The organism is Streptomyces sp. NPDC023527, assembly GCF_055560115.1.
Map to the genome: position 1 here is coordinate 83,383 of NZ_JBVHJJ010000005.1, position 23,679 is coordinate 107,061.

A 23,679-nucleotide genomic window follows, 5' to 3' on the forward strand; every position below is an offset into this window, starting at 1 on the left:
CGCCACATCAGGCCAACAGCGAGCCCAAAGAACGAAAAACACCCTCTAACCTAGGATTTCTCCCAGGTCAGAGGGTGTTTCACACCGTCGGGACGGCGGGATTTGAACCCACGACCCCTTGACCCCCAGTCAAGTGCCAGGAGGGCAAATACTGCCCAAATGGAGCAAGTTACCGTGGCAGTTCGTTCGGTAACGCTCCAGTTGTCCATTGACGTGCACAGCGTGTGGTCCCCAAACGGTCCCCCAGCCTCTCCATCGCCTCGCCGACACCCAAAGTTCAGGGGTTGTCAGCTGGCTACAACACGAGGGTAACGCCGCGCGAGCCGAACCGCCGAGTACTGCCTGCGGGTATCAATGGCGCCTCGCGGTGACAGGATCCCTCCCCCAGCCGAGCTGGCCCTCCCCCGGCTGCCAGCCATCCTCCGTATCTCGCCTGCTCAAAGCCAAGTCGGAAGGTTCGGAGTCCGTGAGAACTCTCACGCTCTCCCGGCAAACAGCCAGCGACGACGCCCCGTACGCATCTGCCGTACGGCGGAACACACACGGGGCGCGGCCGCCGCGCTGTGGTGAACGTGTTCAGCCGCACAGCGCTCTAGTGGGCCCGGGCCCAGTCTGGCTACGGCCCACACGCGAATCTTGATGCTTTCCTGACGCCTCTCCCCGGGCAGTCGAAGAATCCATTGCTTACGCTGGCTCGGCTGTCCGCATGATGGCCGAATTCCGACCCCCGGCAGGATCCCAGGAGCACCACATGGCCACCCCGACCGACACGCACACGAGTCGTCTACGGGCGTGGATGCTGGAGGGGCTCTCCGACATGGGCAAGGGCCGTCCTTCGCAGGCCGCCCCGGCGCCCGAGCACAAGGGCCAGCCCTGGTACCGGGTGATGTGCCTGACCGGTGTCGACTATTTCTCGACCCTCGGCTACCAGCCGGGCATCGCCGCCCTGGCCGCCGGTCTCCTCTCCCCTGTCGCGACGATCGTGCTCGTGATCGTGACCCTGGCCGGCGCGCTGCCCGTCTACCGGCGCGTGGCCGAGGAGAGCCCGCACGGCGAGGGTTCGATCGCGATGCTGTCGCGGCTGCTGTCCTTCTGGAAGGGCAAGCTGTTCGTCCTCACGCTGCTGGGCTTCGCCGCGACCGACTTCCTGATCACGATCACGCTGTCGGCCGCGGACGCCTCCACCCACCTGGTGGAGAACCCCAATCTGGAAGGGGCCCTGCACGACAAGCAGGTGCTGATCACCCTGATCCTCATCGCACTGCTCGGCGCGGTGTTCCTCAAGGGCTTCCTGGAGGCGATCGGCGTCGCCGTCGTCCTGGTCACGGTCTACCTCGCGCTGAACGCGGTGGTCGTGGTCACCGGCCTGTGGCACGTCCTCACCGAAGGCCACGTCGTCACCGACTGGACCGCCGCCCTCACCACCGAGCACGGCAACGTCTTCGTCATGATCGGTGTCGCCCTGATCGTCTTCCCGAAGCTGGCGCTCGGCCTGTCCGGCTTCGAGACCGGCGTGGCCGTGATGCCGCACGTCAAGGGCGCCCCGGACGACGCCGAAGACAGGCCCGCCGGGCGAATCCGCGGCACCAAGAAGCTGCTCACGACCGCCGCGCTCATCATGAGCGTCTTCCTGATCATGACCAGCTTCATCACCACCGTGCTCATCCCGCACAAGGAGTTCGAGTCCGGCGGCGCTGCCAGCGGCCGCGCGCTCGCCTACCTGGCGCACGAGTACCTGGGCAATGCCTTCGGCACGGTCTACGACGTCTCGACCATCCTCATCCTGTGGTTCGCGGGTGCCTCCGCCATGGCCGGTCTGCTCAACCTGATGCCGCGCTATCTGCCCAAGTACGGCATGGCCCCGCACTGGGCCCGCGCCGTGCGCCCGATGGTGATCGTCTTCACCCTCGTCGCCTTCCTCGTCACCTGGCTCTTCGACGCCGACGTCGACGCCCAGGGCGGCGCCTACGCCACCGGTGTCCTCGTCCTCATCTGCTCCGCCGCCATCGCCGTCACCATCGCCGCTCGCAAGGCCGGCCAGCGCGGCTGGACCATCGCCTTCGGCGTCATCTCCGCCGTCTTCCTCTACACCACCGTCCTCAACGTGATCGAGCGCCCGGACGGCGTGAAGATCGGTGCCTGCTTCACCGCCGGCATCCTCCTCATCTCCCTCCTCTCCCGCCTCGGCCGCGCCTTCGAGCTTCGCGTCACGCATGTGGAGCTCGACGAGATGGCCGAGCGGTTCATTCGCGACATCTCCCACCGCATACCGCGCTTCATAGCCAACGAGCCCGACGAGCGCGACGCCACCGAATACCGCGAGAAGATCGAACAGATCCGAGCCGACAACGACATCCCCACCACCGAGGACTTCGTCTTCGTCGAGGTCACGGTCACCGACCCCTCCGAGTTCGAGGCCGGCCTGACCGTACGCGGCGAGATCATGCACGACCGCTACCGCGTCCTCACCATGGAGAGCTCCTCCGTCTCCAACGCCCTCGCGGCCTTCCTCCTCCACACCCGCGACCTCACCGGCACCCGCCCCCACGTCTTCTTCGAGTGGACCGAGGGCAACCCCTTCACCAACTTCGTCCGCTTCTTCCTCTTCGGCCAGGGCGAGGTCGCCCCGGTCACCCGCGAGATCCTGCGCGAAGCCGAACCGGACCGCGACCACCGCCCCCGCATCCACGTCGGCTGACCAACCGTCCACCGCGCCAGCCGGAACCGCAGCGGGCACACCACCACACCCGTGGCCCGACGCACCACGTGGGCGGCGACCACCCCGCGCTGGGGCTGCAACGTCGCTGCCACACCTGCTCGGGCTCCGACTCCGGGGTCAGAACGGTGACCCATGAGACCGGCGCCTACCAGGCCGGGAGGAGTACCTCAGTCACCGTCCGCTCTCACAAGGCGCGCGGTTCACAGGGTGACCATCCAGGCCGCTCGAAACGCCGGAGCGCCCAGTGCGACGGCATCGAGCCGAGGCGCCCAGGGCGAGGTCCGGCAGTCGCAGGCTCCGCGAAGACGACGATCAGAGAGCGACACCCTGATCACCACGATCAGCTCATTGCGATTGTTGGTCTGGACTCCTGCGGGCACTCCTTGACGCAGCCGTACACTCCGCAGCCCCCAGCATCCCGGCCGGCTGTACTGCCCCGCTGATAAGTTGCCCGGCTGGGATCGCTTCACGCCAGGAGGGCGCGCCAGCGATCGGCCGACTCCATCAGGTCCAGGGTGACCCGCTCCAGGAACGTCCCCGCCCTGGCCAGGCGCTGCCCGACGGGCGTGTCGAGCCCGGACGTCTCCGCCGCCGCCATCGAGGCCTGCGCCGCTTCGAGCGTCTGCCGCGCGCTGATCACGACCGAGTGGTACCAGGCCTCGTCGTCGACCACGTAGAGGTCACGACGCCGCTGCGGATCACGCTCGCGCCGGACATACCCCTGCTGGACCAGGAAGTTCACGGACACGGAGACCGAGGCCGGGCTGACCTTCAGCCGGCGGGTCAGCTCGGCCGCGGTGCGCCTGCCGTCCTCGGACAACAACAGGTCGACGTGCACGCGCGCCGTCATCCTCGGCATCCCCGACCTGACCGCCAGCTCGACGATCTCCTCTTCCACCGCGCCGCCCTGCGGCCCGGCCGCGCGCGGGGGTGCTGGTGTGCCGCGCCGCGCCCGCTGAACCGTCGCCTGGTGCGCCTGTTGGGACCGGTAGCCTCCGGGGCCGCCGTTGCGTCCGACCTCCCGACTGATCGTCGAGGTAGGCCGGTCTAACCGCCTGGCGATCTCGGCGTAGGAGAGCCCGTCGGCGAGGCCGGCCGCGATGCGTTGACGTTCCTGCTGGGTCAACCGTCCTCCTGGCATGCCGTCAGTATTGCCTTCGCCGCCAGTCATTGCAACAAGGATTGCATTCGACCCCAGCGTCATTGCATCAATTTTTGGCATCTGACCTGCGGAAATGCTTTTCAGATGATTGACGACATCCTGAACGCAACGTAGCTTTCGAGCAGTGTCAAACACGAAATATCGCGAGACGAGGAATGGTCATGGGTGAATACGTCCACACCGTCACGACGCTACCGACGGCGCGGCGGCCCGGCTGCCCCTTCGACCCGCCGGCGGAGCTGACCGACGCCCGACGGCACGGCCCCATCAGCCGCTGCACCCACCCCGGCGGAGCACCGGGCTGGCTCGTCACCGGGTACGACCTGGTCAGGTCGGTCCTGGCCGACCCGCGGTTCAGCTCGCGCAAGGAGCTCATGAACATGGGCGACTTCGAGATTCCCCCCGCGCCGCCCGGCGAGTTCCTCCTCATGGACGACCCACAGCACCGGCGCTACCGGAAACCGCTGATGGGCAAGTTCACCGTGCGGCGGATGCGCCTGCTCACCGAGCGCATCGAGCAGATCACCACCGACTGCCTGGACGCCATGGAGAGGACCGGGCCGCCGACGGACCTGGTGACCGCGTTCGCCAAGCCCATCCCCACTATCGTGATCTGCGAGCTGCTGGGAGTGCCGTACCGGGACCGGGACTCCTTCCAGGAACAGATCGACACGTTCATGGGCGGGGAGACGAGCGACGAGGAACTGATAGCGGCCTACACCGCCACCCAGACCTACCTCGCGGAGCTGGTGGCCGCCAAGCGCGCCAACCCCACCGACGACGTACTCAGCGAACTCACCGACAGCGACCTGACCGACGAGGAACTGAAGGGGATCAGCCTGATCCTGCTCGCGGCCGGCTTCGACACCACCGCGAACATGCTGTCGCTGGGCACCTTCGCGCTGCTGCAGAACCCGGCACAGCTCGCCGAACTGCGCGCCGACCCCGCACTCACCGACCGGGCCGTGGAAGAACTGCTGCGGTACCTGAGCGTCGCCAAGCAGTTCTGGAGGACGGCACTGGAGGACGTCGAGCTGGGCGGCCAGACCATCAAGGCCGGCACGACGGTCGTCCTGTCGTACAACACCGCCAACCGCGACCCCGAGCGCTTCACCGATCCCCACGTGCTCGACCTCCGAAGGCAGGACGGCGGACACCTGGCCTTCGGCCACGGCATCCACCAGTGCCTGGGCCAGCAACTGGCCCGCATCGAGATGCGGGTCGCATTTCGCGCACTGTTCGACCGCTTCCCCACCTTGCGCCTGGCCGTACCGGCAGAAGAAGTCGGCCTGCGCCCGGAGACCGCGGACATCTACGGGGTCAAGAGCCTCCCGGTCACCTGGGACGCCTGACCACGAGCCGGTGACGCCTCCACCCGCCACCGCCGCTGCGGTCACCCGCCCGCGGCGTACAGAGGGCGCGGTTTTTGCCGGAGGCGTGTTGGCTCCATGACTTCCACAGTTCACCAACACCGCGTAGCGGTCGGCCGGACGCCCAGGCAGCCGACCTCAGCGGGACTTCGCGAGCCGTGGCCGGAGCCCGAGGATCGTCAGCGCTCGCCCGGGCGGGGAAGCCGCCCGCCGCTTACGGTCGGGCGGCCTCGGCGAGAGGCCGGCTGCCGGTGACCGGGGCTCCGAGTGCGTAGTGCACGTAGGTGTGGATCAACTGGAATCCGGATTGTGCGGCCAGGCGGCGGCTTGGGTGGTTGTCACGGGAACACGTCCAGGACGGGATGCGGCCGCGGGTGGTGATGTCCCTGCAGAGCGCCCGCACACAGGCGGAGGCCAGGCCCTGCCCGCGTTCTTCCGACAGGGTCGCGACAGCGACGTCCTCGTGGCAGCTGCCCGCGAAAAAGGTGCAGGCGAGGGAGAGCAGGCGCCCGTTACGGAAGGTGCCCCAGCCTCGACCGGACGCGGCGAGCCCGGCCGGGCCACCCCAGCTCTCCGCGATCCAGGCCAGGTCCGGGCCGAGGGCCCGTACGGCTGGCGCGTCGGAGAGCGCGAGGGGACGGACGGTCACCGCGGGGGTGAGTCGGGCAACAGGCACGGGGTCGCGGTGTGCCCAGATCATGCGCTCCCAGGGCACGATCCGTACGAACGCGCTGCCGAGTACGGGCAGGAAGCGGTCCGGGGCGACGACGTAGCAGTGGGCCAGATGCGCGAGGTCCCCGGGAACGGTCGCACAGGGGTCGCCGGCCAGGACGGCGTAGCCGGCGCAGGAGACGGCGGCCGCCCGCGGGCGCAGCGGGTGGTCGTTCCACCACGTGCCCAGCCCGGTGTGAGCGGCGTGCTCGGGAAGGGCTCCCACGCCCGGGCGGCCGGCAGGGAACCAGGGCTGCCGTGCCCGGACGGCCGGCGCTGCGCGGAGGAAGTTTTCGTTCGGCATGACGGCTCCGGAGAACCCGAGGGGCAGGCGGTTCGGCACCGCCCGCCCCGGGGGCGACGGCCTGCGGTCAGTTGCAAGCCTTGCTTCCGTGGTTGGCCTTCTTCTTGCGGCGGGTTCGCTTCTTACGGGCGCGCTTGGACACAGATGCCCTTTCTTCTTCTCTACGGGTTCGGCGGGCTGTTGCAGGCGTCAGGCTGCCTGGGTGACCAGTTGGTCGGCGAGCTTGCACAGGCGGCGCACCGTACGGCCCTCCATGGCGACGGGGGCTGCCGGGGAGAGGGCCCTGCGGTCGTAGTAGGCGCCGGGGACGAGCTCGGTGGCGGGGTCGCAGAGGCGGACCACGCTCTCGGCGCCCTGCAGGGCGGAGTCGCCCTCGTGGGCGTACAGCGGCAGCAGCGCGGTATCGCACACGCCCGGGTGCACGCTGACCGACGTCCATGGCGCCTGCTCGCGGGCGAAGACGGTCAGCGCGAGCTGGGACTGGGCATAGGCGGCGAGGCGGGAGTAGCGCTTGGCGCGGTGGGGGTCGTTCCAGGCGATGGACGCCGTCCGGTGCATGGAGGACGAGACGTTCACGACGCGAGCGCCGGGGCGGGCGCTGAGCGGGCCGGCGAGCTCGTGGGTGAGGAGGTAGGCGGCGAGGAAGTTGACCTGGAGGGAGAGTTCGTTGCCGTCGGCGGTCATGGTGCGCCGCTCGGGCGCGGCGACGGCCGCGTTGTTCACCAGGACGTCGAGGACGGGGTGCTCCTCGGCGACGCGCGCGGCCATGGCCCGTACCTCGTCCAGCCGGGAGAAGTCGGCGACGACCAGACGCAGGCGCAGGATGTCGGCGCCGGCCGTCACCAGGCGGGCGACGGCATCGTCACCGGACACCTGGTCGGGGGCGTGGACGATGACCGTGTCACCCCGTTCGGCGAGCAGCCGGGCGGTCTCCCAGCCGATACCGGACGTGGCACCGGTGACCAGAACGGTCCTGGAGGAGGGCGAGACAGCAGAAGACATGGGAATCCACTCCGGGAATGCGAAAGCGGCAGCTGGAATCCGCCCCATGGCGGGCTGCCGTGCGAACAAAAGGCGACGTCAGCGACGGAGCACGGAAACGTGCGTGCCGACGGGCCAGGCGGGATGCGAAGAGATCACGATGATGCGCCGGACACTCTCGCGGTGTCGCAGAAGGTAAACGCGCTCAGCGCGCGGAAAGTGAACAGCGCGCGATGCCGGACAGCGCCGTATGAGGCGGCCGGTCGTCGTGTCGCAGGTGGCTGTTCACGCTCACTATCCAAAGCAACCAGGAGGCCCCGCGCAAGCGGCGCGCCGCATCCCTGACGCAGCCCTGACACACCGCCAGAGGGACCACACCTCGTCCCGAATGTCTCTATATATGCCGAATAAGACTTACGCTCGCCTTGCGATCAATGTGACGGCGCTTCTGAAGCGGCTGGCCATCGGCCGGGCGATGCGAGCGAGGAACTGCACGAGACACCGCTGCCCAAGCGGCTGGCCCTGCCGATCTTCGCCTCCGACCCGCTGTCGTCGGTCGCCTACGCCACGCAGGAGATCCTGCTCGTCCTGACCCTGGGCGGCATGGCGTACCTGCACTTCACCCCCTGGATCGCCGCGGCGGTCGTGGCGCTGATGGCCGTGGTGGTCCTGTCCTACCGCCAAGTGGTGCACGCCTATCCCAGCGGCGGCGGGTCCTACGAGGTCGTCTCGCGCAACCTGGGCGCCTCGGCCGGCCTGGTCGTCACTGGTTGCGACGCAGGCAGATCGTCCCGCGCATCGCCCGCCGCGGCATCGAGCCGTCCGGCCGCCTGGGCCGGCACCGCTGGGTGATCGAACGCACTATGTCTTGCTCAACGGCTGTCGCCGCCTGCACCGCCGCTACGAACGCACAGCCGACCACTTCCTCGCCTTCGTCGGCATCGCTTGCACCCTCATCTGCTACCGCAGAGCACAGCAGTGCAGGTCTAGGACTTGGCCCAATAGATCATGCGCTCGTGAGGTCTCATAACGGCTGCCTCCGGCGCACCCACCATGACGCGCGATTCGATCAGCGGATTATCTGGATGCAGAAATGCCTCCAGGTCAGCGATCGCATCGGCGATGTCTTCGTCGATCTCAGCGGTATGACGACGTACCCAGAAGGAGAGCAGCACTCTGTCCTCCTCGGCCGCAACCGCTACCGCGACTACATCGGATGAGATCAGCCCCAGCAGGGCCTGCACTGCCGTGAGGGCAATGCTGTTGACACGCTCAAGTTCAGGGTCTGCCATGGCGGTGCATCTTGCCCGGTCATCGAGCAATCACGCCGACTGAGACATCGTCTTAGTTGCTGGCAGAGACGCTGGAAACGGGTGGTCGGAGTGGTGCGGTACCCCGCTTGGGGGTGCTGGGCAAGGCGGATGATGTTGGTTCCGGCGGCCGTGAGGATGTGTTGCACGTGTGTCTTGGAGATTCCGCGGTAGCGGCAGTGGCGCAGGCCGTGGGCACGGACAGTCTCGGACACTGTTGCCTCGCAGCCGGAGCGCAGGGCGTAACGCTGCTGCCATGCCTTGGTCTTCTGCTCTGCCCGTGCCTGGGTCTGGATTTCCTGGATGGGCTGGGGGAGCAAGGTGATGTAGCGGCCCTTGTCATCGGTGTTGCCCGTGCAGCGAAGGCGCTCTTCACACGCCCGGCAGGACTTTCGGGAGAAAAGGACGGAGAAGCGGGCGTGTCCGTCGGTGTGGGTGGGCTTCCATGGCGGGCTGGTGACACCTCGCGGGCAAGTTACCGTCCTTTCTCCCCAGTTGACGTGGCAGTCCTCCTTGGTGAATCCGGGGTGGCCGCGGTCGCCGCGAGGGTCCAAGCGCACCGGGCCAATCAGTGGGATTTACCATCGCTGTTGCGCGTAGTGGATCACGTCAGGGCTGACGTATCCGGAATCGACGAGGCGCTCGCTCGGGTGGAAACCCTGGCCGACAATGCCTTCGTGAATCTGGTCGAGGGCGTCGATGTCCTGCTCGGGGGCCGGTCTGGTCGCCACGTGGACGATGATGTTCGCTCCTGAGTCACCGCAGGTCTCCGTCTGGTGATCGCGGTAGCCGATCCAGTCCTCCTTGCCCGCCTTGCGGCAGAATCGGGCCTCGGGATCGTGCGGAGTGACGATCTCCATTCCTGACCACGGCACCCGCGCCGTCGCCGGGTCGGGTCTGCCCGCGGCAGCGGCAGTGCCGGTGTTCCGGCGTTCAGTGGCGCGGCGGCTCTGCCGGTCGCCTGTGTCCTTCGGCCCCCGCCACTGGAGCTCGTCGTCCTCGTCGTACCAGTACTGCTGCACCCAGACCTGCCGAAGCACCTGGACCTGAGGAAGCAGCCACAGCCGGCGCGGGGCACCGTCGCGGAAGAGTTCGCGCATCAGGTGCATGCCGTCCTCTCCGACCTGCAGGACGTAGGCCGACAGCACCTCCTTGGTCCGAGGCAGGCGCTCGTAGCGGACCGGACGGCCGTAGCGATTGCCCCAGTCTGGCGTGGTTGCCGCCGCCAGCCACTCGTCGTCGGCCACGGCGAGTTCCTCCAGGGCCGCCCGCAGCGTTTCGCCCACCAGCTCGGCGCGGTTCAGCCGGCGGACCGCGGCGAGCACGTGGGTGGAATCCGTCCGCACCCGGCCCGGACGCCGCACCAGCCCGGCCTCGGCAGGCGCTCGACCATCAGCGCCAGGAGCCGGTCCGCCCGGTCGTCCTGGGCCAGCCGGTCACGGAACTCGCTGAGCACCGAGTGGTCGAAGCCGGAATCGTCCAGCTCCATCCCCAGGCAGTAATTTCCAGTCCAGTCGGCAGCGAACCGCCTCGGCCGCCTGACGGTCGCTGAGGTTTTCCGCGTACTGAAGCACCGACACACCAGAGCCAGCCGAGCCGGCGAGATACCTCGACATCCATTCGCAGAGAACCAGTCGGCGAAACCACCGTCCGTAAATAGGCCGTCCAGCCGGTCCCGCACCCACATCGCCGCCGTGCCACGTGGGTTGCTCGCCCGAGCCACCCGCCCCGTCAGCGACGGGATCACCCGTCCGGACTCCGAGGCCATAGACATCGAACTACCCCTCCCGCGAGCCGAACCTCCCGATCAGCACAGCAGAAACCGCCACCCCAGATGCCCGGAAAGCCGCTACCACCACCCCCGCAACTGAAGATCACCAACAGCATCCAATAAATGGATCAGAACCGCTTACGGAAACCGCCGTCAGTACCGGCCGGGCCGGAAGAAAGGACACTGGAGAACCGGAGGTACGGCCATAAGCCGCACCTCCGGTTCGGTGGCCGTCGGCAAGGACCCGAACCACGGGCGCCTCGTTGGCGGTCTACTTCATGTGAAGCGGCGGGGGCTGGAAACGGAACCTCAGCCGCCGCGTCAGCTCCCGGCCCTACTTTTCCAGGTACCACCACCAACGCATGTTGTTCCTATCGATTCCCTTAAGCGATACGCCACCGCTCGCCTTATTGTCCTCGTTCAGGCCCTCGGAATTGTGATACTGATTCCTGAGGGTTACCGCTGTACCAGAACGCAGGATTTCGCCGTTGTCGTTCACTTTGCCGCTGGTGGTGATGTTGCCGCTTCCGGCGTTGAGGCTGGATCCGGTGATGGCTCCATTGCTGGCGATTCCGTAGGTGGCGCCGACCTTCAGGGCGGATCCCTGGACGGTCCCACTGGTCGTCAGGTCGCCGTTGACCTGCATGTCCTTGCCCACGACAAGCTTGCTCGGCGTGTACACCGTGACGTTGTGGTAGAAGACCGACTCACCGACCGTGCCCGTCTTGAACGTCTTGTTGACCTGGACGTCGCCGTCCGCCGTCAGCTGCCCCGTTACCTCGAGGGTCCCCCCGACCGTCGCGTTGCCGGTGACGCCCAGCGTGCTCTTCGCCGTCACCGCCCCCTTCGCGGTCAGCCCTCCGCTCACCGTCAGACTCGCCAGCGTCTGGTCCGTGACACACACCACCAGGTGATCCCACCGCGTCACGAACCCCCCACCCGGCGTCGGCGTCACCGTCTTCAGCGCGAACGCCGTGTCCCGCAGCACCTTCCCCGCCGGAACCGGATACACGCTCCCGCCCGCGATCGAGGCATCCGTGACGCGCTCCCCGTCCATATACAACTCATGGTTGTCGCCCCGCACATGGTTCCACTCCAACCGCACCGGAGCCCCGGAAGCGATCCGCGTCGCCGGCGGCCCGCCCTGCTGTGTGACCGCCACCAGCGCCCGCCCGATGCCGGGCGACGGGTCTCCCCCGCTCCGGAACGGGAACTTCGCGACCTCCAGCGTCCTCGTGTTCGGCACCTCCGGGATCGTGGAACCCGTCGTCGCCCACTCCTCGATCCCGATCCTGGCGACGCCCGTCTTGTTGCTGACCGCGATGTTCTTCAACGTGATGTACAGCCCATCGACGGTGACCTCGCTCGCCCCTCCCCTCGGCTCCACGCTGAACCGCACCTTCGACGACTCCCCCGCCGTGTCCCCCGCCGCCGGGAACACCGCCGTCTCGGCCGTCGGCACGGCGACCAGCACATCGGGCTGCGGCCCGACGATCGTCCACCCGGATTCGGGCTCGACGTACGGCGCGATGCCCTCGCCCGTGAGCGCGAGGTCCTGGGCGAGGGAGCCGACCGGCAGCACGATGGCGATGCGGCTGCAACGGACCGGCGTGTTGCCGCTGTTGGAGATGACGAGGTCGATGGCGCCGTAGGCGAGTTCGTCCTCATTGCCGGGGCCGGCCTTGGGCGGGCTGACGGTCAGCGGGTTGGGGACGGTCGTCAGGGCGTAGCTGAGCACACAGTCGCTCATCGGCGGTCTCCTTCGGTCTCGGTCTCATCGGCGTGGATCGGACGGAGCGTCAAGCGACCCGTGCGCAGGGTGGGGGCGGGGTGCGGGTGGTGGGCTTCGCCGTCGGAGGCGTACGTGGTAGCCGTGCTCGGCGTGCCGGTGGTCTCGTTCTGCACCCAGGTCCACGTCCCGTACCGGTCGGACGGGCGGGGCAGGACGAGCGCGGGCGGCTGCTCCCCGGTTCGTACGCCCGCCGGATCCGGTACGTACTCGCTCACCGGCAGCGGTCCCAGCCGGAAGGACACCGGGAGTTCGGCCAGCGGCGGCTCCACGAGCCGGGCCGGCAGCCGGACCTCGGCGGACGGCAGGACGTCCGTCGTGGCGTGCACGGTGCCGCGCGGGTCGGCGAGCAGCGTCAGGAACGCGGCGTTGCGGTGGTCGGGGTCACTGCCCGGTGGCCGGGCCGGGAGGGTCAACGAGGCGCCCGTGCCGATCGGGGCGAAGTACTCCCGTGCCTCGTCGGGGAGTTCGGCCTCGCCCAGCACCGTGTGCAGGACGCGGTAGTCCGTGGTGCGGTGCTCGCCGTGGAAGTAGCCCACGAGCCCATCCGTCAGCTCGTTGCGTTCGCCGAGCCGGACCGGCCAGCGGTAGCCGGGGTACGCGGGGGGCTCCGGGTCGCGCAGGTTCTTCCACGACGGGTCCGGGTACGGCGGCCCGTCGAGGTCGATGTCGAAGCGTACGCGCATCAGCGCGAGCGGTCGGCCGACGAGCACGCTCGGGGTGTGCGGGGGTGCGGCGTCGCCCAGGGGCGCGGTGGTGGAGAGGGTGCGGTCGATGACGGTCAGGAGGGAGCGCAGGGCGGCCGGGCCCCGGTCCGGGGCGGTCAGCGCTGTCAGGAAGCCGTGCAGAATCGGGTAGTTGCCGTGCAGATCGTCGATCGTGCGGTACTGCGAGTACGGCAGCGCGTGCCATGTGACCCGCGGGATCCCGCTGGGCGGAAGGGTGATGCGGAGTTCGCCCAGCGGGGCGCCGTCGGGCCCGTACGCGTACAGCGCGCGGTCGAGATAGCCGGGGACGAGCCAGGCCGATACCGGGCTCGTGTCCGGGTCGCTCGCCGTGGTGAGCGGGTTGAGGTCGTCGCGGGCGTCGAGGAGGGTGAAGCCGGCCCGGGCGGGCTGGGTCAGACGTGGTGCGAGCTGGGTGAAGCGGTACCAGGTGGGCGGGTTGATGGTCCAGTGACCCTGGTTCGGGTCCTTGGGGTCCTTCCAGGAGGGAGTGAGTTCCTCGGGCAGCTCGGGCGCGAAACGGCGCGCGGGCACGCCGACGCCGATGACGTCACCGGGCTCGTTTCCGGGGGCGAATCGCAGGGCGATCGGGTCCGGGAAGATCGCGGGCAGTGCGTGTCCGAAGCGGTCGATGACCGCGAGCCGCGCGAAGGCGAACTGCCCGGCCCGCAGGGGCTGGTAGAGGGTGTCGTTCCAGCCGATGAACGGGCGCGGGAGGGCGCCCGGGCTGGGCGGCAGGGTGCGGCCCGACGCCTCGGTGAGCGCGGTGCGCAAGTCTTCCGGCAGCTCGGAGTGGGGGTTGAGGGTCGCGGGACCGGCGGCCCGTGCGGCGAGCTGTTCGGTGAAGCCGACGAGGGGCTGGGAGAACCAGTCGGCGTCGTCCTCGATCTGCCGGGCGAGTGCCCGCAGCGCGGCGGCTCCCGGTCCCGGGTGGGTACGGGCGTACTGCCGCAGCGCTGCGGCCACCGTTTCCGAGGGTGTCGGGGTGAGGAACTGCCGGCCGCTGAGGGTGCGGGGAACGGGGTGGGCACCGGTACCGAGCCAGTGGTAACCGGTGCCGTCGAAGACCCAGTTGTCGCGGCCGGCTTGGCCGCCGTCCGGGTCGCCCTGCCACTCGATGGGGAAGTAGTCGACCTTCCACTCGAAGAACAGTGGCTGCCAGGGCTGCCGCCACTGCGCGGTGTACGCGCCGGGGATACCGACGGCGTTGGCGTGCGGGTCACGCATGGCGGCGGCGAGCTCCGCCACGTCTCCGGGGTGGCCGGTGACCGTCGCGAGCGTCCGGGCGTTGGACGAGGCCAGGTGGAACAGCTCGCGCAGCAGGGCCGGCAGGATGCCGGACAGGCCGTCGGGGGACGGGAGACCGGTCGGCTTGGGGGTCTGCGCTTCGGTCGCCGAGACCGGCTTGCCCGCCACCTTCACGCCGGTGACGAGCGCGTCCGGCCAGCGGCACGCCAGCGGCGGGTCCTCGTCCTGCTCGGAGTCGTCGTACGTGCCCTCGCGCACCGCGTACGGGTCGGCTTCGGTCAGCTGCTCGGGGCCCGGCGGGACAGGCCGGTCCTTCGTCCCCCGGATGACGACGACAGGGTCGTTGGGCCGGTGGAAGTCGGGCAGGACGGCGCGTTTGAGGACGACCTCGCCCTCGGGGAGGCCGTGGTCGTGCTGGTACTTCCCGATGGCGGCGGCGAGTTGCTCCGGGGTGTCTCCCCAGGGGATCGCGGCGCGCAGCCGCTCCACCCGGTCGCGTTGGTCCTTGGCCGCCTTGGTGGCGGTCTGTACGCACTCGCCGAGGTCCTCGCGGTACTTGCCGGCCGGCTCCCCCGGCGCGTCGGGCACCTTCGGCAGGTTCGCCGCCCACCACAGGTCGTACAGCCGGCGTTGTGCGGCGATGAGGTCCTGTACGGCGGCGTCGTGCGCGGCCTGGTCCTCGTTGAGCTTGGCGAGGGCCTGGGCGTACGCGGCGCGTACGGCCCGGGGCCGGCGGCGCCTGACCTCCGGGGCGGCGGACTTCTCGGCGTCCTCCAGCACCCAGGTGTATCCGCCGGGCTCGGGGGTGAACCACGAGGCGTGCACGGCGCGTTCGGCCTGGAACTGGCCGTCGGGTTCTTCGAGCAGGTCGAGGACGCCGGAGTGCGCGGCCGACAGCAGGGCGGCGAGCTCGGGCGGGGATCCGGCGCGCCGCGCCGCGTACTCCTTGATGGCCTTGGTGGCGTGCTCGGTGTTGTTGCCGACGGCGACGGTGACGTAGTCGGGCCGGTCGGAGGCGGGCATGCCGCTGCCCTGGCGCTGCCACTGCACGTCGAGGGCGGTGCCGTGGCAGACCGTACGGGCGGTTTCGGGTGCCGTGCCCTTGGTCTTCCAGTTGTGCGCGGCCAGCCGCTTGATGAGGTTCCCGGCCAGCGGGTCCTCGTCAGGGTCACTGTACCAGCCGGCGACCAGGTAGTTCAGCTGGTAGGCGGTGTGCGGGTCGAGGTCGTCCGTGCGGTCGTGCACGGAGAACACGTCGGTGTTGTAGGGCTGGTAGGCGGCGAAGGTCGGCAGTCCGGGGCCGACCGCGGTCAGGAACAGCCCGTCGGGCGTGCCGGGTTCGCTCCACGCGCCCTCGGCGAGGGCGATGCGGCGGCCGATGCGGGTGAGGCTGCCGTCCTTGTCCATGTAGGTGCTGGAGCCGAGGGCCGGGTCCAGGTAGTCGCTCTCGACGATCCAGCCGGTGTCGGTGCGGGCGCCGGTCGCGGTGGCGACCGCCTGGCGGACGACGAGCCAGCGGTTGGGGACGAGCGGGAAGACGGGGACGCCGTCGCCCTCCTCGTCCACGCCGTGGGTGAGCGCTTGCGGCAACTGCCAGTGCAGATAGACGCCTTCACGGTCGGGGGCGGCATTGAAGGCCGTGTCGGTGTTGGAGAAGGCGGGCGGTTCCGGGGAAAGGTTGAGCCGGGTCAGGGCGTAGTTGGCCTGCCAGCGCTGGAAGACCTCGGCGTGGCGGACGCGTTCGTTGACGGCGAGGGCTTCGATCTGCATCGGCACGACGAGTGGCTGGGTGCCCGATGCTGCGGAGGGTGGCGTCACGGCGCTGTTCTGCCCTTCCTTCGGATGGTTGGCGGTCATCGGGTCGTCGCGCGGGTGATGAGCTGGCGGCGGGGCGCGTTGACGAGCTGGACGGCGAGTCCGGCGGGGCCGAAGTCGGCGGCGGCCTGCTGGCCGAGTTCGGTGAGCCTCGTGCCGAGTTTCCGCAGCAGTCCGTCCGTGGCGGCGGGGCGCAGGTCGAGGACGACCCGGCGTCCGCCGGGGTCGGGGCGCAGGTGGGCGTCGAGCCCGTCGGGGCCGACGGGATGCGGGAACGCCTGTCCGTCGATCTGCTGGGCCACATCGGGTGCGTCCAAACGCCGCAGGTCGATCACCCTCTTCATGGCCAGGTCGAGATCGATGCCGAAGGACAGGCCCTCGGGCGGCTCGGCCAGTTCGACCTCGTCGGGTACCTGCTCGAAGAGGACCAGGAGGACGTCCGGACCGAGGACGTCCTGCCGCAGTACGGCGATGGGTTGCCGACCGTCGCCGTGGCCCCGGTAGGGGCGGACGAGCAGCCCCGGGCACTCCCGCACAAGCGCGGACCGGATGATCACACCCGCGCGGGGCGTGGGCCCCTCATCGCCGGTACGTGCCCAGGGTGCGGCGAACCGGGCGAGGGCGGCGTCGCTCTCGCCGGTGATGGCGATGCCGACCGCGCCGGAGACGAGCGCGGTGAGCCAGCCGGGGTCGACGTAGAAGACCCGCAGCGACTCGGCGGGCAGGGCGCGCTCGTCGGGCACGAGGTCGGGGAAGGGGATGTTGTGCAGGAGCCGCAGCCGTCGCAGCCACTCGCTGATCGGGGCGGCGGCGTCGGCGAGTTGGGCGGTGAGGGCGGTACGGAGCACGGCCGGGGGGTCGGCGAGCAGTGCGGCGGTCCGCGCGGACCGCCCGGCCCCGCGCCGCCCGGCGACGGGGGTGCGGTGGAAGGGCTCGGGCGGGGGTGCGTGGCGGGTCTCGGCGGGGTGGGTGCCCGCGCGCAGGAGACGAGCGGCGGCACCGGTGGCGGCGAACTCTTCGAGGAGGGTGCCGAAGGGGCGGGGGGTGAGGGCTCGGGCGCCTGCATCGTCCGCGCCCGCCGCCAGCCCCACCGCCTCCAGCCCCGCCGCCGCCAGCTGCTGCGCCAGCATCGCCGCCCGCGTACGGGCCTTCGCGTGCCACGCCGTCAGCATCGCCGCGAAGTCCGCGTCGGCGAGGGCCAGGGCGCGGCCCAGGGTCCAGGCCGCGCCCCAGCCCGCGTCGAACAGGCCCCACGCCTTCTCGTACGCCATCAGCTGCGCGGCGCTCGTCCAGCCGGCGGCGGGCGGCGTCGGCAGTGGCCGCGCGGGCTCGGCCGTGAGCGGGCCCCGGTACCACGCGTAACCGCGTTCTCCGGTCTCCAGGCCGTGGGCCAGCGGCACCCGGCCCGAGACCAGCCGGGCGCGGGCCGTGGTGTACGCGGCGGGATCGGTTCCGGCGGGCGGCGCGGCCGGTGGCGTGGGGACGCGCAGCAGCAGATCGCGTTCCTTGCCGTCCGCGTCGAAGAGGAAGTGCCGTACCCGGCCCGGGAAGCCGCCGCCGGGTGCCGGATTGCTGGTGAAGGACCAACTGTGCAGCGCGGCGAGGCGGATGCGCACGTCGGCGGTCAGCCGCCCGGCGTCGGCGTCGGCGAGGATGGAGCGGCAGCCCTCCAGGGCGACGAGGTGCGCGGCGTAGCGGACCTCGCGCTCGCGGTCGGGCAGCCGGTTGGCGAGGACGACCGCGTAGGCGCCCTCGGCGAGCTGTTCGCCGCGCAGCCCGGTGTCCGTGCGTACGTCCCGGACGTGGATCAGGTGCCGCAGCTCGTCGGTGCGCGGGACGACCGTGGCGAAGATGTCGCCGGGGATCGTGACAGTGTGGCAGAGCGCGGTCGGGTCGCCCTCGATCCGGGAGGGATCGATGCGCGGGTGGCGTACCCCGGTGGCGTCGGTGAGCAGTTCCTCCGCCGTCATGGGCACGGTCAGGGCCACGGACTCGGGGTCGCCGGGCAGCTCGCCCTCCGCGAACAGCAGCAGGGCGAGCCAGGGCTCTTCCGGTGCTTCGCCGAGGGCGGCGCCGGACTCGTCCAGGCGGCGCATCCAGGGCAGGAGCGGATCGGGGAGGGTGAGGTGGGCGAGGGTCGTGGAGTAGTCGGAGCGGGCCTCGGGTGCCGGGTTGACGGCGTGTACCTGCTCGTCGGCGAGCGCGAACTGCGGGGCGCGGACCTCGAAGGTCTCCTCGACGGGCACCAGGTAGTCGCCGGTGTCCACGCCGGGCAGGGTCTGGGTGGCCCGTACTCGGTAGAGCCCCGCGTTGATGGCGGGTTCGCGGTTGTCCTGGAAGCGCAGGACGAAGCTGGGGTCGGTGGCCGGCGCGGGGGCTCGGCGCTGGTCCGTCATCGGGCGGCCCCTTCCGAGGAGGTGGCGGCGAACACGGTGTAGAGGGCGGCGGAGGCGCGGGTGCCGGGCGGCAGCTGCCAGTGCTCGGCGGTGACCGGCGCGTTGTCGTGGATCTCGACGACGGTGACGGTCGCGTCGTCGCAGGCGACGAACGCGCGGGCGGCGTCGGGTGTGAAGGTGACGGACAACGGCACGGCGTCGAGGACGAGTTCGCCCAGCAGCCTGCCGCCGCCGACGACGGAGACGGCGGACGCGTGCAGGACCCAGGCGCGGTCGCGCGGGTCGAGGGTAAGGGAGCGGGGGTCGGGGCCGATGGCTACGACGGATTCCGCGATGGTGTCCTTGGTGGAGCCCTGGCGCTCGTACAGCGTCACCACCTGCCCGCCGTCGCCGACCTTGCGCAACAGGACGCCGCGTCGGCCCGAGTTGGTGAGCAAGGCCAGCGCGGTGCCACGCGCGGAGAGGTTGTACGGCTGGTACCACGCGCCGCTGCTCGGCACCGTCACGAGTTGCACTTGCCCGTTGCTGCTCGCCTCGGCCCCGTAGACGTACACCCGGCCCGGCTCGCCGGCGGTGACGAACGTGGGCGTCGCGGGCCCGGTGACGCCGTCGCCGACCCGGTCGCCGGTCGAAGTGTCGTAGGTGAACGTCTTGCTGAGGTCGTTGGCTGTGACGTACAGGCGGCCTGCCTCGACATCGACCGAGATCCTGCCGATCTTCTGCACGTCCTGACCGACGTCGGTGCCGACCGGCCCAGCGCTCCCGGTGAGATCGACCGAAGCGGCCGTGAGGCTTGCCGGACGGGCCACGACGGCACGGGAGTTGTCGTGCTTGACCGCGAGCACCGTCGGCGGCCCGGCGAGCTGGATTCCGGTACGCGGCGGACGTACCCGCTGGGCCACGACGTCGATGACCGCGAGCTGCTTCGGGTCCGTACCGGCCGCGTAGAGCGTCGCCCCGTCCGCCGAGGTCACCGCGAGGTACGGGCCGTGCTGTCCGACCGGCACCCGTCCGACGACGGCCGTCGTGTCCGGGTCCACGGACAGGATGGTCCCGGTGGTGTCGTCGAGGACGAGGACGACGGGGCCGGGTGCGGGCGGTACATGGTCCTCGGTGAGCAGCAGCGGGTCCGCGTCGAGTCCGGCGGTACGGGCCTGCTCGGCGTAGTCGCCGACCGTGCCGTTGGGCAACGGGATGTCGGGGCAGAGGCCGGCGAAGACGCCGTGCATGCGGGTACGGGCCGAGCCCGCCGCGAGGCCCGCGATCTGTTCCGCGAGTACGGTCACGCCCGCGCCGAGGGGTTCGGCGAGTTCGACGGGCGAGCCGGTGGGGCCGGCGTTCGGGTCGAGCGGGAGCGTGGCGTCGGGGTGGAGCTTCTCCCAGGCGAGGTCGCGTTCGGCGATGGGGCCGAGGTCCTGGCCGTTGAGCTTGGGGGCGGGGACGGTGACGCGCAGGCCGGTGAGGTGGTCGAGCAGCGGGTCCTGGCCGATGGTCTTGTCCTGGGGGACGTCGGGGTCGCCCCACAGTGCGAAGGGCACGTTCCCGTGCTCGGCTTCCATCTGCCACTTGTCGTCGTGCGGCAGGGAATGCCAGGAAGCGGCCTGCCGGCGGCGGGTGTTGCTGTACTCGACGGTGACGTGGAGCAGTCCGTCGATGCCCTTCTCCTTCATGGGCCGGATGTCGACGGTGTGGTTGCTCTCCGGGGGGCGCTCGTTGAACCGCACCTGTGCCGTGGGCACGACGGAGGAGACCGCGAAGGAGAATCCCGCCGGGTCGGCGAGCCATGGTTCCTCACCGGCCTTGATGCGGGCGGCCCTCAGGGCCGGGTCGGCGTCGGGGTCGGTGAGGAGTCCGGTGATCGGGTGGGCGGTGAGCGGGGCCTTGGCCGGCAGGAGTTGGGTACGGAACTCGTCCCAGGTGAGCGCGTCCGGACCGGACAGTGGGGCACCGAACTTGACGGTGACCTTGATGAAGATGAATTTCGCGGTGACCGTGCCGCCGGTGGGCGGCCCCCACAGGTCGAGGGAGGCGCCGATCTCGCCGCTGACGGTGAACAGCAGCTTGACGCGGGCGCCGACGCGGACGGAGATCCCGACGCGAAAGTGCAGGGGCGCCCATTGGATGAGCAGGTTGGCCTGCGCGGTCAGCCAGGCCTCGACGTTTCCGGCCTTGTAGCGCACGTCCAGCGATCCGCCCGCCATCACGGCGTTCGGGGTGAGCGCGAAGTAGGCGCCGCCGCTGACGGTGACGGCCGAGCCGACGGACCAGGTGAAGCCGAGGCGGGGGACGACCGGGTAGTGCGCCGGGACCGGCTTGTAGTCCGGGTGGTAGCCGCCGACGGTCAGGACGAAGTCCCCGGCGTGCGGGCTCGGCCCGAACCAGGAGTAGAAGGCGAAGCCGCCGGTGAGCACGCAGGACGGGTCGATGACGTAGGAGTCCACGAGCTGTGCGGTGGCGGCGAGTTCGCCGCGCGCGGACTGGTAGACGATGCGCAGGTCGACGCCGATGCGCGCGTACTTCTTGGCGCCCTTCTGCGGGAAGCTCGCGTTGGCACGGCCGATGAGCGCGAGGGTGAGGGAGTTGCCGACTTCGAGGAGGAGCAGGACGCGCGCCTGGATGAACTCGAAGGAGGTGAAGTCGATGCCGCCGGCGAGCCAGATCTGCCCTTCGGCGGGGCTGACCCAGGGGTTGGCTCCTCCGGTGAGCCGAGGGAGCATCTCGAGCGGGTTGTCGGGCAGACCGCCGTCCAGGCCGGACACCAGCGGGAACTGGGCGATCTCCGTCTGCTCGGGGACGCGGACGCCGCTGTTGTAGCCGAAGCCGAGGGCGAAGCCGGTGACGCGGAACGGCGGCGGTCCGCCGAACGTCCCGGTGAGCCGGCCGAAGGCGAAGAAGGACGTCATGCCGTCGCCGCGCCGCTGGTACGCGCCGAGCGCGAGCGCCCCGAACTTCGGCATCTCGACGACGAGCAGGCCCTCGATGAGGATCTTGTAATCCTCGGGCGGGGGCTGACGGTTGACGAGAGCGCCCGCGATGTGCAGCGGATTGCGGCGCAGGTCGACGGAGAGCCCTTGGAGGCGGGGTTCGGCGGTCATGGTGTCGAGGTCGAGGGCGATCCCGAGGCCGATGACGCCCAGGGTGAACCCGGCGGCGCCCATACTGGCGTCGAACATCACCAGCACCTTGCCGGAGTCGAAGCCGGCGCCGATGCGCTGCAGGTGCAGGGGCCCGAAGGAGCGGCCGATGTCGACCCAGGCGGCGGACTCCGAAGCGCCGCCGCTGCCGTCCCGTACGGCGAGTTGTTTCTGTCCTCCGCCGCCGAAGGAGACGGCCAGCGGGTCCTGTGCCTGGCCGGCGATCTCGTACGGGAGGGTGAGCACCACGCCCTTGGGCAGTCCGGCCCCGGAGTCGGGCAGCTTGCCGCCAGTCCAGCCGGTGGCGTCGAGGTCGGCGTTGACCTGCTGGACCTGGGCGGTGGCCAACGCGTTGCTCGTGGCCAGGAATTGGATGCCGGTGATGCCGACGTCCACGCTCGGCGGGATCTGGTCGCCGATGAGCGGGAGCTGGGACAGTTTGGTGGGTTTGAGGTCGGAGATGTTCGCGGCGACGAGCAACACGAGGGCACGCGGGGTGCCGGGGACGGAGGCGACGACAATGCCGCCGCCGGCCTCGGTGGTGGCGGACAGCAGCAGCCGCCTGGCTGTCGTGTCGTAGCGGAGGCCGACGGAGGTGAGGGTGGGCAGGAGCCCGGCGGGGACGCCGGCGGGGATGGACAGCCCGACGGCTCCGGCGAGTTCGCCGGAGGTGATGCCGGGGGTGCCGGTCCAGTGAGCGGTGAGGGTACGGCCGGTGGGGTCGACGGTGTAGTCGACGGCGAACTCCAGGACGCGTTCTGTTTCGTTGGCGAGGGGGACGGTGAGCCGCAGGAGCCCGGTGACCTTGGTCTGACCGGGCGTGCGGTCGACGGTGACAGTGAGGGAGACGGGGGTCTCGTCGACGGTGAGGGTGGTGGTGCAGGCGAAGACGAAGTGACCGTGGACGTCGAAGGCGACGGAGAGTTCTTCGATGGTCAGGTCGACCAGGGCTTCCGGCACGTCGATGCCCAAGTGCCCCATGATGACGGCAGGTTGCAGGCCGACTGCGTGTGCGGTGAAGGCCCATCCGTCGGTGGAGGACCAGGCGCCGGCGACGTCCAGCACCCCCGCGTCGAGCTGCCACCGCGCCGCGAGCCCGGCCAGAGTCATCCCGGCCTGGTGCGAGACGGTGAGCACGACCTGGCTGAGCTCGATGCCGGGGACGGGCCGCCAGACGTCGGTGAGGGCGAGGTCGAGTCCGTAGCCGCGGTTCCCCGCGTCGGAGGCGAGTTCGGCCCAGAGGGTGAGTTCGCTGACGGTGAGGGTGTCGGGGACGGGGATGCCGGGGAAGCGGTCCTGGAGGAGTTGCCCGGCGTTGACGGGCCGGGCCAGGGTGCCGGTCAAGGAACTGTCGGGGAGGCCGATTTCGACGTCGATGGCGATGTCGTGGGCGAGCTCGACCGTGCCGCCGAGCGTGGTGAGGAGCTGGGGACCGGCGAAGGGGCTGAGCACGGCGAACTCCGCGTGGAGGTTCTTCACCGTGAGCCCGTCCAGCGGGCTCCACTCCCGATCGAGGCCCACGGTCGGCTGAACCGTGAGGATGCCACTCGCGCCAGGGGCCTGCGGGGAGCCGTGGCCCACGGTATAGGCGACGGTGAGGACGGTGAGCACCAGGCCGGTACCGGGTGCGAGGTCGGACGGCAAGTCGAAGCCGCCCTTGCCTAGCGCCGCGAAGGCGTTCAGGTCGTCCAGCGCCGTGATGCGTACGGGCGTGAATTCGGCGCCGAGCCGCCAGATGGTGCCGTGCCCGGGCGGGTAACCCCACAGATACGGTTTGGGGTCGGCCTGGGCGCTGGGGAAGTTCAGCTCGGCGCCCGCGCCCACCAGGGCCTCGGACTGCTCGTTGAGGGCTGGTTCCACTCCGAGTACGAGATGCAGGGTGCCGAGTCCGAAGCGCTCCAGCGGGACAAGGGCGTCGCGGAGTTCTTTGGGCAGCTCGTGCGCGTCGGCGGGCAGGGCGGCGTCGATCCGTACGCCGACGACGAGGCTTCGGCGGTCGTCGGCCAGGAAACGTACGGCCGTGTGCGCCTCTGTGCCGCTCGCGAGTGGCACAGCGCCGACAGCCGTGAGCCGGTCCACGTCGATCTCAGGTGTGCGCACCCGGAGTACGCCGTCGGCGAGGTGGTCGCGGAACAGCCCCTCGGCGGGCTCCAGTTGGAGGAATTCCGGTGGGACGGTGAGCTCCGGTCGGCCTACGGCGGCCCGCAGGGTTGCGCGCAGCGTGTCGACGGTCAACGCCATGGC

13 protein-coding genes and 2 pseudogenes are annotated in these 23,679 nt (G+C 70.1%); 4 read left to right on the top strand and 11 right to left on the bottom strand.

Going from position 1 to position 23,679, the window contains the following annotated elements:
- The first annotated feature begins 751 nt into the window (after positions 1 to 751).
- The gene (locus tag ACZ303_RS11490) at positions 752 to 2,698 is read left to right on the top strand and encodes an APC family permease (RefSeq protein ID WP_467337592.1); all 1,947 of its coding nucleotides are present in this window, start codon (positions 752 to 754) and stop codon (positions 2,696 to 2,698) included.
- Between the two features lie 487 nt (positions 2,699 to 3,185).
- Here ACZ303_RS11490 and ACZ303_RS11495 read toward each other — a convergent pair whose 3' ends face one another.
- A complete protein-coding gene (locus ACZ303_RS11495) occupies positions 3,186 to 3,860 on the bottom strand; it encodes a helix-turn-helix domain-containing protein (RefSeq protein WP_467337593.1) in 675 nt (224 codons plus the stop codon).
- A gap of 182 nt (positions 3,861 to 4,042) precedes the next feature.
- On the opposite strand from ACZ303_RS11495, the gene ACZ303_RS11500 reads away from it, so the two are divergent.
- Positions 4,043 to 5,233 (top strand): cytochrome P450, encoded by a 1,191-nt coding sequence (locus ACZ303_RS11500; RefSeq protein ID WP_467337595.1) that lies wholly within the window; start codon positions 4,043 to 4,045, stop codon positions 5,231 to 5,233.
- Positions 5,234 to 5,465: 232 nt separating this feature from the next.
- Here the strand turns inward: ACZ303_RS11500 and ACZ303_RS11505 are convergent, their stop codons facing one another.
- Positions 5,466 to 6,266, bottom strand: a complete 801-nt coding sequence (locus ACZ303_RS11505) for a GNAT family N-acetyltransferase (RefSeq protein WP_467337597.1) — start codon at positions 6,264 to 6,266, stop codon at positions 5,466 to 5,468.
- A gap of 189 nt (positions 6,267 to 6,455) precedes the next feature.
- Positions 6,456 to 7,268, bottom strand: coding sequence for an SDR family NAD(P)-dependent oxidoreductase (locus tag ACZ303_RS11510; protein ID WP_467337599.1), 813 nt, complete (start codon positions 7,266 to 7,268; stop codon positions 6,456 to 6,458).
- Between the two features lie 379 nt (positions 7,269 to 7,647).
- Between ACZ303_RS11510 and ACZ303_RS11515 the strand changes: the two are divergent.
- Together ACZ303_RS11515 and ACZ303_RS11520 are read left to right on the top strand one after the other, a co-directional pair.
- Positions 7,648 to 8,012 (top strand): annotated as a pseudogene (locus tag ACZ303_RS11515) (DNA-binding protein); the annotation flags it as partial.
- A pseudogene (locus ACZ303_RS11520) lies at positions 7,922 to 8,277 on the top strand (transposase); the annotation flags it as partial. The pseudogenes ACZ303_RS11515 and ACZ303_RS11520, both read left to right, overlap by 91 nt.
- On the opposite strand, the gene ACZ303_RS11525 reads toward ACZ303_RS11520, so the two are convergent.
- The 8 genes from ACZ303_RS11525 to ACZ303_RS11560 form a co-directional block, all read right to left on the bottom strand.
- Positions 8,234 to 8,539: a MafI2 family immunity protein gene (locus ACZ303_RS11525; RefSeq protein ID WP_467337602.1), complete on the bottom strand. Its 306-nt coding sequence runs from the start codon at positions 8,537 to 8,539 to the stop codon at positions 8,234 to 8,236. The pseudogene ACZ303_RS11520 and the gene ACZ303_RS11525 sit on opposite strands and share 44 nt — an antisense overlap.
- On the bottom strand, positions 8,470 to 9,117 hold the full coding sequence (locus ACZ303_RS11530; protein WP_467337604.1) for a transposase: 648 nt from the start codon (positions 9,115 to 9,117) through the stop codon (positions 8,470 to 8,472). Before ACZ303_RS11530 ends, ACZ303_RS11525 begins: the two co-directional genes overlap by 70 nt.
- An 18-nt stretch (positions 9,118 to 9,135) precedes the next feature.
- Entirely contained in the window at positions 9,136 to 9,882 is a 747-nt protein-coding gene (locus tag ACZ303_RS11535; protein ID WP_467337606.1) for a hypothetical protein, read from the bottom strand.
- Positions 9,858 to 10,046 carry a hypothetical protein gene (locus ACZ303_RS11540; RefSeq protein WP_311609420.1) on the bottom strand — a complete coding sequence of 63 codons (189 nt, stop codon included), beginning with the start codon at positions 10,044 to 10,046 and terminating at the stop codon, positions 9,858 to 9,860. The genes ACZ303_RS11535 and ACZ303_RS11540 overlap by 25 nt, the downstream gene beginning before the upstream one ends.
- A 616-nt stretch (positions 10,047 to 10,662) precedes the next feature.
- Positions 10,663 to 12,078 carry a hypothetical protein gene (locus tag ACZ303_RS11545; RefSeq protein ID WP_467337609.1) on the bottom strand — a complete coding sequence of 472 codons (1,416 nt, stop codon included), beginning with the start codon at positions 12,076 to 12,078 and terminating at the stop codon, positions 10,663 to 10,665.
- Complete coding sequence (locus ACZ303_RS11550; protein WP_467337611.1) at positions 12,075 to 15,866, bottom strand: hypothetical protein; 3,792 nt, start codon at positions 15,864 to 15,866, stop codon at positions 12,075 to 12,077. The genes ACZ303_RS11545 and ACZ303_RS11550 overlap by 4 nt, the downstream gene beginning before the upstream one ends.
- Positions 15,867 to 15,943: 77 nt before the next feature.
- Positions 15,944 to 18,301 carry a hypothetical protein gene (locus ACZ303_RS11555; RefSeq protein ID WP_467337613.1) on the bottom strand — a complete coding sequence of 786 codons (2,358 nt, stop codon included), beginning with the start codon at positions 18,299 to 18,301 and terminating at the stop codon, positions 15,944 to 15,946.
- Positions 18,298 to 23,676 (bottom strand): DUF6603 domain-containing protein, encoded by a 5,379-nt coding sequence (locus ACZ303_RS11560; protein WP_467337615.1) that lies wholly within the window; start codon positions 23,674 to 23,676, stop codon positions 18,298 to 18,300. The genes ACZ303_RS11555 and ACZ303_RS11560 overlap by 4 nt, the downstream gene beginning before the upstream one ends.
- Positions 23,677 to 23,679: the final 3 nt, after the last annotated feature.